9 protein-coding genes and 3 pseudogenes are annotated in these 10,109 nt (G+C 52.3%); 6 read left to right on the top strand and 6 right to left on the bottom strand.

Going from position 1 to position 10,109, the window contains the following annotated elements:
* The 3 genes and pseudogenes from QRY16_RS08035 to QRY16_RS08025 form a co-directional block, all read left to right on the top strand.
* Positions 1 to 166 (top strand): annotated as a pseudogene (locus QRY16_RS08035) (phage tail protein); the annotation flags it as partial.
* A 2-nt stretch (positions 167 to 168) separates the two neighbouring features.
* Positions 169 to 1,014 (top strand): gp53-like domain-containing protein, encoded by an 846-nt coding sequence (locus QRY16_RS08030; RefSeq protein ID WP_289776225.1) that lies wholly within the window; start codon positions 169 to 171, stop codon positions 1,012 to 1,014.
* On the top strand, positions 1,011 to 1,445 hold the full coding sequence (locus tag QRY16_RS08025) for a tail fiber assembly protein (RefSeq protein WP_289776224.1): 435 nt from the start codon (positions 1,011 to 1,013) through the stop codon (positions 1,443 to 1,445). The genes QRY16_RS08030 and QRY16_RS08025 overlap by 4 nt, the downstream gene beginning before the upstream one ends.
* Here the strand turns inward: QRY16_RS08025 and QRY16_RS08020 are convergent.
* Positions 1,417 to 1,827: a tail fiber assembly protein gene (locus tag QRY16_RS08020; protein WP_289776223.1), complete on the bottom strand. Its 411-nt coding sequence runs from the start codon at positions 1,825 to 1,827 to the stop codon at positions 1,417 to 1,419. The genes QRY16_RS08025 and QRY16_RS08020 overlap by 29 nt on opposite strands.
* Positions 1,827 to 2,468, bottom strand: a pseudogene (locus QRY16_RS08015) (glycine-rich domain-containing protein); the annotation flags it as partial. The pseudogene QRY16_RS08015 and the gene QRY16_RS08020, both read right to left, overlap by 1 nt.
* Positions 2,469 to 2,538: 70 nt before the next feature.
* Between QRY16_RS08015 and QRY16_RS08010 the strand changes: the two are divergent.
* Both QRY16_RS08010 and dld read left to right on the top strand, forming a co-directional pair.
* Positions 2,539 to 3,120: a recombinase family protein gene (locus tag QRY16_RS08010; RefSeq protein WP_289776222.1), complete on the top strand. Its 582-nt coding sequence runs from the start codon at positions 2,539 to 2,541 to the stop codon at positions 3,118 to 3,120.
* A gap of 84 nt (positions 3,121 to 3,204) precedes the next feature.
* Positions 3,205 to 4,107, top strand: a pseudogene (gene dld, locus QRY16_RS08005) (D-lactate dehydrogenase); the annotation flags it as partial.
* 60 nt (positions 4,108 to 4,167) lie between these two features.
* On the opposite strand, the gene QRY16_RS08000 reads toward dld, so the two are convergent.
* From QRY16_RS08000 to QRY16_RS07990, 3 genes are all read right to left on the bottom strand, one after another.
* Positions 4,168 to 6,600, bottom strand: a complete 2,433-nt coding sequence (locus QRY16_RS08000; RefSeq protein ID WP_289776221.1) for a DUF3772 domain-containing protein — start codon at positions 6,598 to 6,600, stop codon at positions 4,168 to 4,170.
* Positions 6,601 to 6,736: 136 nt separating this feature from the next.
* A complete protein-coding gene (gene pbpG / locus QRY16_RS07995) occupies positions 6,737 to 7,684 on the bottom strand; it encodes a D-alanyl-D-alanine endopeptidase (protein ID WP_289776220.1) in 948 nt (315 codons plus the stop codon).
* A gap of 180 nt (positions 7,685 to 7,864) precedes the next feature.
* Complete coding sequence (locus QRY16_RS07990) at positions 7,865 to 8,452, bottom strand: Yip1 family protein (protein ID WP_289776219.1); 588 nt, start codon at positions 8,450 to 8,452, stop codon at positions 7,865 to 7,867.
* Positions 8,453 to 8,664: 212 nt separating this feature from the next.
* Here QRY16_RS07990 and QRY16_RS07985 point away from each other — a divergent pair, with 212 nt between their 5' ends.
* Positions 8,665 to 9,243, top strand: coding sequence for a DedA family protein (locus QRY16_RS07985; RefSeq protein WP_289776218.1), 579 nt, complete (start codon positions 8,665 to 8,667; stop codon positions 9,241 to 9,243).
* Here QRY16_RS07985 and QRY16_RS07980 read toward each other — a convergent pair.
* On the bottom strand, positions 9,237 to 10,010 hold the full coding sequence (locus QRY16_RS07980; RefSeq protein ID WP_289776217.1) for an SDR family oxidoreductase: 774 nt from the start codon (positions 10,008 to 10,010) through the stop codon (positions 9,237 to 9,239). The genes QRY16_RS07985 and QRY16_RS07980 overlap by 7 nt on opposite strands.
* Between the last annotated feature and the right edge of the window lie 99 nt (positions 10,011 to 10,109).

Here is a 10,109-nt window from a genome sequence, read left to right as displayed (position 1 = left end):
CCTTCAGCAGCCCATTACTAACGATCAGGCGGCGCTGTTACGCCAGACGCTCGCTGCCTTTGCTCCGGCCCGCTGCCATCTGGCGAGCCTTGAGTATCAGTCTGTCGCCATTCGCTACAACAACACCGTCAACTATGACGGTAGCTATAACCACGGGAGCAGTTAATTATGGCAAACCTACCTGAAACCCCGCAGTGGGAAGAAGGCATCTACCAGATTGAGGTCTCTGACCCTGTACTAGGCGGGCCTGACGGGATTTCTAACCGGCAGGGTAAACAGCTGGCCAGCCGCACGTTGTACCTGAAACAACAGGTTGAAAAAGGCGGTTCTGACCTTGCGAAACACATTGCGGCAGCAGACCCGCATACCCAATATGCACCGAAGGCCAGCCCGACATTCACCGGCACGCCGACAGCCCCCACACCTGCTGCTAACGACAACAGTAAAAAACTGGTGACGACAGAGTTTGTGGCAAGAGCGATTGCGGCTCTTGCTGGCACAGCACCAGAGACACTGGATACGCTGAAGGAGCTGGCGGACGCCCTTGGAAACGATCCGAATTTTGCGACCACGGTACTGAACAAGCTGGCGGAGAAGCTGGCCAAAGACCAGAACGGCGCAGATATTCCTGACCCAGCGCTGTTTGTCAAAAACCTTGGTTTAGGGAAAGCGGCAACTCGGGATGTGGGAACCGGCAAAAATCAGGTGCCTGATATGTCGGCATTCACCGGGAATTTCGGTAATACTGGCTGGAGAAAACTCCCGGACGGCACAATTGAACAATGGGGAACTTCAGTGACGGGTGCCGACGGCAGTGTAAATATACGCTTTCCTGTTCCGTTTAGTGAGAAATGCTACACGATACTCGGATTAATCAGCAGCCAGGGGGTCACTCCCGCAAATAACGTTTCATACTTTCCACCATCATTGAGCGAGTTCACGATGTTTTCATCATCACCATCAGGGACTGCTGTTACCGGTACGGGTTTTAGCTGGAGGGCATTTGGAAAATGAATAACTACGTATGGTCAGCATCAAATAATGCATTTTTCCCCATTCAGGATTTATCAACCTATGTAGATGCTGGCTGGAATTTGTCAGATGCAATTGATGTTGATGACGCTGTTTATGACGAGTTTAAAAACTCAGTAGCGGGAAAAATTCGAGGTATTGGTGATGATGGGATGCCGTGTTGGATGAACGTCCCACCTCCGACACGCGACGAATTGATTGCCGCCGCTGAGTCCAGAAAATCTGAATTGCTCGCTGCTGCTGGAGCTGCAATAGCACCGCTGCGGGATGCTGTTGATTTGGATATAGCGACAGATGATGAACAGTCTCTATTGCTCGCGTGGAAAAAATATCGAGTGCTGCTGAATCGCATTGATACGTCAACAGCACCTGATATCAGTTGGCCTACTCAGCCGGTGGATCAGGCCAGTTGATGCTCGGCGCAGTTTCAGTATCAATTGCTGCCACTGCGTCGATATAGTCGAGTACCGCATTCAGCCTCGCGTTTTCATCGTCTGTCAGTTTGCGTCCGGCCTGCAATTTCAATTGAATTACGCTGATAGATGCCATTGCTGCGTCTATCAGCCACTGTTTTTGCTGTTCAGCATCGGCCACCAGTTCATCATGAGAGCGCTCTGGAGGTGGCGGCGCAGTAAACTCCCCGTCTGAATACGCCCAGCCGATTCCGGGCTGTTCACTGATATCAGAAATATTGATGAGCTGCTGATTATCTGGCACTGTGAACTCCGTTTCCCCATCCCAGGCAATTACATTCACAATCATCCCATTTTCAATAACTGCATATGACGTACTCATTATGCGAACTCCTCGATAATACAAATCCCAGCAGTGCCATTGCCGCCCGTCATTTTAGTTCCGCTATAACCGGAATCGTATGCACCGCCGCCGCCTGAGCCATACGCACGACCACTGACGCCGCCGCCTGAGCCTGCTCGTCCACCGCCACCCCAGTGCGATGCGCCGCCCGCACCGCTGACGCTGACATTTCCGGACTGACCGTCTCCTCCCTGTCCACCAATAATGCGAATGTCACCAGTATTCGGCACGCCTCCGGCACCACCGTTGGTGTTTGAAACTCCTGATTTTCCGCCGCCTACGCCACCAGGGGCAATTAACGATGCGAATGAGCTATCACCGCCGTTGAGGCCATTTGTCGCACCGGCACCGCCGGACCCGCCCGCCCCGATAACGACAGAATAACTACCCTCTGTCAGGGTCATGATTGAAATTATTGTTCCACCCGCACCGCCGCCAGCACCGAAAAACGTTTCATTGCTCGCAGAGGCCTGGCAACCGCCACCGCCTCCGCCGCCGCCCGTTATTGTTACCCTGATACGTTTTGTTCCTGGTGTCGGGGTATACGTACCTGATGAGGTTAAAACCTGGGTATTCATCAGTCGGCCAACGAAACCATCCTCATCTCCCAAACCAAGGTTTTTGGAAAAGCAGTTACACCTAGCGAAATCTGCAAAAATCCTCCCAACATAATGTAGAGGAGGAGAATTGATGGCCGTCATTGGTTATATCTGCGTATCAACAATCGACCAGAACAGCGATTTACAGCGTAATGCGCTCACCAACGCAAACTGTGACCGTATTTTTGAAGACCGTATGAGCGGAAAAGTTGCCAGTCGTCCCGGCCTTAAACGCGCTTTAAAGTGCGTTAATAGCGGAGACACCCTTGTCGTGTGGAAACTGGACAGGCTGGGACGCAGCGTAAAGAACCTGATTGCACTGATATCAGAGTTACATAAACGTGGTGCCCACTTCCGCTCTTTAACAGACAGTATTGATACCAGCAGTGCTATGGGGCGCTTCTTTTTCCATGTGATGTCTGCACTGGCGGAGATGGAACGTGAGCTGATCGTCGAACGAACACTTGCCGGGTTGGCAGCAGCCAGAGCACAGGGACGCATAGGTGGAAGGCCCAACGCATTAAAGCCGCATGAGCGGGAACAGATTGGTCGGCTATTGACTAAGGGGCATACCCGTCAGCAGCTGGCTATTATCTACGGGGTGGGGTTATCGACACTCTACCGGTATTTTCCGGTAGATGGTCAGAGGAAGGATGACGCGGTAGGATTGTAATTCTTTTGCAAATATTGAAACGCCGCAGCGGTGCCATTTATCTCACGGAAATGGGCGCATTTATCGCGCGGCGCATCACCCATCGAACCGCAACAGCAGGTTTTCTATATTGGCACCAACGATGTCGGGGTGCTGAGCGATATGCGCCGTCATATTCTGGCGCACTTCAAAAACCTGCCGGTTGCTGGCGAATATATGCATCGTGATATTTATGACATCGCTGAAGTTTACGGCAAAGACACCTTCCTGATGATCGACAAGCTCGGTACTGACAAGATGCCGCTGTTTTTCACCCTGAAAGGTCGCGTTGACGCCTGGCTGGCAAAGCTGTCTTTCGTTAAGCCACATTTCAGCGATCGTGTATTACAGCGTTTGAGCCGCCTGTTTCCGGCGCATTTGCCGCAGCGAATGAAACAATATCGTGATAAGTACGCGCATCATCTGATGCTGAAAATGTCCGGTGATGGCGTGCAGGAAGCGCGTGATTATCTGAAAGACTGTTTTCGTGAAGGCGGTGGCGAGTACTTTGAGTGTAAAGCCAAAGAAGGTGCACACGCGTTTCTGCATCGTTTTGCCGCCGCGGGTGCTGCGGTACGCTATCACGCGGTGCATTCGGATGATGTCGAAGATATTCTGGCACTGGATATTGCTCTGCGTCGTAACGATCGCGACTGGTTTGAAACGTTGCCGCCGGAAATCACCCAATCGCTGAGCCACAGCCTCTACTACGGCCATTTCTTCTGCCATGTATTCCATCAGGATTACATCGTGAAAAAGGGCGTAGATGTGCACGCGCTGAAGGAGAAGATGCTGGAGATCTTACAGGCGCGCGGCGCAGAATATCCGGCAGAGCACAACGTCGGGCATCTGTATCAGGCCAGGCCGCAACTGGCTTCGTTTTATCGCCAACTTGATCCGACCAACAGTTTTAATCCCGGCATTGGAAAAACCAGCAAACAGAAAGGTTGGGCGGTAAAACAAATTTAAGATATTTTTCTTAAAAAATTTATAGAAAAGGCATTCTTTATAGTGAATGCCTTTTTATATTTACGGCATCGGCTCTTCAGCCGCCGCTTGTTGCCGACGTTCGATAATCATTGTCTGTGGCGCTGACAGTACGATGCCCTCTTTACGCAATCGGGTAAGAATGTCGAATAGCAAATCACTTTTCGCTCCAGAGATCTGACGTTGACTCGACACATTACCGGTGACGCTGAGCACAATGCCCTGCGGCGTCAAATCTTTAAACGATACTGACGGCTCAGGTGTTTCCAGGATGCGTTCGTTTTCGTTATACACTTCCAGCAAAATTTCACGTACCCGTACCGGATCGATGTTCAGTGGGAAAGTCAGCAGGATGGTGACCACCCCTTGCGCATTGCCCATGGTCGCGTTGCGTACGTTTTGCGAAATAAGCTGCGAGTTCGGCACAATGACCGTTGATTTGTCGCTAAGCTGAATCTCGGTAGCACGCACGTTGATGCGGCGAATATCCCCTTCTATTCCGCTAATGCTCACCAGATCGCCCACTTTCACCGGACGTTCGGTCAGCAGAATAAGTCCTGAGATAAAGTTCTTTACGATCTCCTGCAAGCCAAAACCGATACCGACCGACAAGGCGCTAACAATCCAGGCCAGCTTGTTCCACTGCAAACCCATGATCGACAGCGTCAGCAGAATAATCAGTACATAGCCGACATTGCTGAACAGCGTTACCAGCGAGACGCGCATACCGACATCCATGGTCGTTTTCGGCAGAAAATCGCTATCCAGCCAGCGACGTACCGAACGCAGCACATAAATACCGACGATCAGGCAAACCAGCGCATTGACCATGTGCGCCGGAACAATATTGAGCGATTCCAGCCCCTTACCGCCCCAGAATTCGATGGCTTTTTGCAACAATTCAATCGGGGTTGAGGAGGCGAAAGTGGCGTTCAGTAACGCCAGTACCACAAACAAAATCAGGAAAGTTTTGCCAATGGCCGCTAATACCGTTGCCGTTTGTTGCAGGTGGCGCTCATCAATATTTAGCGAACTTTGAATACGCCTGCCGGATGGGTTGTTGGTGGAAAATAAACTTTCACAGCCGTCGTTGAGCAGATGACTGAGGAAATAAAACGAGCCGAACAGAATACCGCACCAAATCACCTCGTAACTCAGAAAGCGAGCCAGCGTAACGTATCCGATAATCAGCGATAGCAGAATTGCAATCGCCGTCAGCGTCAGCGCCATATGTATCAGCCCGACTAACGTCGAGCGCGCTTCGGGCGGCGTGCCTGCCTGCACCATACGACGGCGAGCGCGATTGGTGCGTATGCTGATAGCCAGCGCGGTGCTACCAATCAGCAATGCGGTCAGGCCGTTAGCAAAAATGGTGGTATTCAGGCTGGTGCCAACGCTGTAGTTAAACGCTTCTACCGTCTGGAAAATAAACACCAGCAACGCCGTAATCGGCGGGAACGGCTTCAGTGCCAGAGCGACGTCGTTAGAAATCGCCGGTAAGCGCCAGCTTGGACGACGCGTAGATAAGAAGGCACGTCCTAAACCCGCAATCAGTCCACAATAGACGCTAAGCTGCACCAGACGATCAACAAAGTCCTGTACATCGGTAGACACTTCATCACGGCGTGTAAAAGCCAGCGCAATAAAGTTGAACGTCAGCACCACCGCAACCAGGGTCGTTAGCGCAATGGCCGCAGCGAGAAAGCTGCGGCGCAGTCGGCCTTCAGGCATTTTATGAATGCTGATGCTGGCGAGAAACTCTTCGCTGTAACGACGGCCCGGCACCATCACCAGTATGGCGGCAATCAGCCAGGCGATAGTGCCGAAACGCCAGCCCGGTTCCCAGGACAGCCCGGCGGTATCTTGCAACTCGTCAAGGAAATCACTGATCTTTTCGCCATCAAGATCCTGGCTATTGAACACCGGCGCCCAGAAACGTGGGCCGAAAATACTGCCGGAGTTTAGCGCCAGCTGACTTTTCAGCTGATCGCGACGCAGGTTAACGATTTGCGAAGAGAGCGTCAGTGCACCGTTTTTAATGCCTTCGGCCTGCTTGATCTGCGCGTCCATTTTGCTCTTTTGGCTCTCAAGCGCGTTACGTTTACGCGTGACTTCCGCGGTCTCTTTCATATCACTGTCTGACTTCGGTGCCGGTCCAAGCACCGCCAGCTGGGCTTCCAGCTGCTGACGATCCGGCAGCAATGCCTGTCCCAGCGTATCGGCATTACCTGACAGTTCCAGCGCCATCTCATTTAGCTGACTGAGTTTGTTTTCACTGGTTTCATCCGATACCTGACCTTTGATCTTGTCGAGGATCTTTTGCATTTTTGGCAGCTCAACCGCGGCATTCACCTTGGGTTGCGCCTCTTGTTCCTGTGCGGCGCTCGCCGCATCGTCCGCTGCCAGGCTGAGCCCAGGGGCAAAGACCACCAGAGTCAGCATTAATAGCGCAAAAAAGGATTTTAACTTAAACATGAGAATGAGATTCCGGCACAATAATCAGGCGATATTCCCTCGCCGTTCGCGCGTAGTGTAGGATTTTGCGGGTCATGAAACTATAGGAATAGGGGGTAATTCTCATGGTGCCCACCGAAGTGAGCACCGAATGATTTTACTCCATTGCGGAGCTGCTGGCCGCATTGCTGGCCACCTGCGACGCTTTCTGTTTTTTATAAGCCAGCGCAGCAGCAGGGACTGGCGCGGCTTTGCCCGTTTCTAACCAGTCGCGCAGGCGGTTCGCATCGGCAAAATGCGTGTATTTACCGAACGCATCCAGCACCACTAACGCAACCGGACGATGGTTGATTTGGGTGCGCATTACCAGGCAATGCCCCGCTTCATCGGTGTAACCCGTTTTGGTCAACTGAATACGCCAGTCATCTTTATAAACCAGATGGTTAGTGTTACGGAATGGCAGCGCATAAGCGGGATGCGCAAATACCGCAGTGTCTTGTTTCGTCGTGCTGAGCTGTCCCAGCAGCGGGTATTCACGCGTGGCTTTCAGCAGCTTGATCAGATCCTCTGCGCTGGAGACATTCTGAATGGACAAGCCCGTTGGTTCGACGTAGTGGGTGTGGGTCATGCCGAGGGCGCGCGCTTTAGCGTTCATCGCACGAATGAAGGCGTTATAGCCGCCGGGATAGGCATGCGCGAGGCTGGCTGCAGCACGGTTCTCTGATGACATCAACGCCAGCAGCAGCATATTGCGGCGGCTGATTTGGCTGTTGAGCTTAACGCGAGAAAATACGCCGCGCATTTCAGGCGTCTGACTCACATCTACCGTCAGCATTTCGTCCAACGGTAAATGGGCGTCCAGCACCACCATCGCCGTCATTAATTTAGTGATAGACGCAACGGGTCGCACACGATCTGGATGGCTGGAGAACAGCACTTTATTAGTGCTGAGATCGACGATCATCGCACTGCCAGAAGCAATTTGTGGCTGAGCAATCGGTGCCAGCTGCGACAGCGACGTCGCCGCATGAGCCGGAAGCGCCTGTATCTGCCCGGAAACGAGCAGCGCCAGCGACAGCAGTGAAAAACGAATTTTTGCAGGCATCGTAAGAAAAAGACCCGGTTAAGATTGTGCGCTGTGTTCAGACACAGGCCGCCCGCTCCCGATCAGTCAGTGAGCACGCGGGCTGGCTGCAGCATCATACGCTGAAGTCTCCCCCTTTTCCTGGCGAGATTGTTTCCGGGCGTTAAAAAAGCTGCCGCCAGTGCGGCGGCAGCGACAGGATTAAAACAGTCGTGGTCCGTAACCCCACAGGATCACGGTCATGGCTAACAGCACTTCAAACACCAGCACGCCAATGGCCAGCGTTGAACCAGAAAACCGCAGGCTCTCTTCACGATCGATATTCAGGAACAGCGGAATACCGACATACAGCAAATAACCGGTATAGACCAGTGCCAGCGCACCAACAAAAACACACAGCCATACCAGCGGATAGAGCGCCACCAGCCCGCTCAAAAACAGGGGAGTCGCCACATAGCCTGCAAACACCGTACAACGCTGGACATTAGGACGTTGCGGGTAATCACGCGCCATCCAGTGTATGACCCGTCCCATAACTGCCACGCCGCCCAGAATAATCAGATAAAACAGAATACCGAGCCCAATCCCGGTCAGCAGATTAAGTTGCACAAAACGCCCTTCGCCCAGATTCCAGCCCAGCTGTGTTGTACCAATAAAGGCGCAGATCACCGGAATGGCAGCCATTAACAGAACATGGTGGGCGTAATGGTGCGAAACGCTTTCGTTCTCTTGCTTGATGTCGCGCATTTCCTGGTTCGGATGCGACAGAAGACCCCAGACATGATTCATACAAACACTCCTCTGATGCGATGGGCCGCCCCTTCTCACCTGCAGACTTGTCTTAAGGGCAGCTTCATCTTCAAGTATAAACGTCGCCGCAATTTCTGCGGCGATTGCTGAATAAATCAGCTGAAAAAGGCCATTACTTACGCGACTGAGCGGAAGCCCAGGCGGTTAGCGTATAAACTGAAGCTGGCGGTCATCAAACAGGGAGGTCAGTTTTGCATTTTGATATTAATGGGTTAATCACCGAATACGGTTATCTGGCGCTGTTTATCGGCTGCATTGCTGAAGGAGAAACCTTTACCCTGCTCGGCGGGGTCTCGGCGCATGAAGGCTTGTTGCATTTTAGCGGCGTCGTTTTAGCCGCGATGGCGGGCGGTGTGGTGGGCGATCAGTTGTTGTACTGGCTGGGCCGACGCTATGGCAGGCGCATCTTACGTCGGTTTAAAAAGCATCAGGATAAAATAATTAAGGCGAACCGCCTGATAAAGCGTCGTCCCAGCCTGTTTGTCATTGGCGTGCGCTTTATGTACGGCTTTCGTTTGATTGGTCCGATTATTATTGGCGCCAGTCGGCTCAAACCCATGAAGTTCTTTCTGCTGAATGTCGCTGGAGCGGCGATCTGGGCACTGATTTTTGTCACGCTGGGTTATTTTGCTGGCGGCATTATTACGCCATGGTTGCACGCACTCGACCAGCACTTAAAGCATGTGCTTTGGCTGGTCGGCGCGATAGTATTTGCGTTCCTTGTACGCTGGGTGATTCGCCGCTGGCACACCAAACGGGCAGATCAGTAACCTTTGAATTGCGGATTCGCCAGCATAAATCCGCCATCGATAATAAACGACTGACCGGTCGTGTATGTTGCCCATTCTGAACATAGCCACGCCACCATACTGGCAATTTCATGCGTGTCGCCGGGCCGGCCTGCCGGTATTTCCGGCATTTTTATCTTATGCACGTCTGCATCGGTCATATCATTCATCGGTGTGGCAATGGCACCGGGCGCAACAGCATTCACCAGAATATTGTGTGGCAGCAGGCTTAACGCCATTGATTTGGTTAAGCCGCCGATAGCGTGTTTGGATGAGGTATAGGCCACGGAACCAGGTAGTGGCGTGTGTTCATGTACCGATGTGATGTTGATAATACGGCCCCCTTCGCCCTGCTCTACCATTTTTTGCGCGGCAATCCGGCTACAGACAAATGCGCCATCAACATTGACGCTAAAAACGTTGCGCCAGTCCTCGAACTTCACATCCAGGAAATCGGCTTTAATATTCGTCCCCGCGTTGTTGACTAACACATCAATGCGGCCAAATTTATCGATAAGCTGTTGCAGAGACTGACCGCCCTGTGGCGGATCGGCAAGATCAAGCTGAATGACTTCGGCACGACGGCCTTGTTCACATACCCGCCGCGCAGTGTCCTGTGCGCCTTTTTCATCCGAGCGCCAGGTAATGCCAATGTCAAAGCCCTGTGCTGCCAGCATTTCAGCACAACGGCTGCCGATACCTGAATCCGAAGCGGTAATCACGGCTACTTTAGTGGATTGCGTCGTCATTGCTTGCTGCCTCCTTAAAAAGTGTGTCAAAGAAGTATAGAACTTAACTATCTGTGCCCAAGCGGAGCCGCATTGCGTCTCCTGGCTATAGTTAGGGTT

The organism is Mixta mediterraneensis (genome assembly GCF_030283135.1).
GTDB lineage: Bacteria > Pseudomonadota > Gammaproteobacteria > Enterobacterales > Enterobacteriaceae > Pantoea > Pantoea mediterraneensis.
Note: the sequence above shows the minus strand (reverse complement) of the source record. Positions and strands in the feature narration are given on the sequence as shown.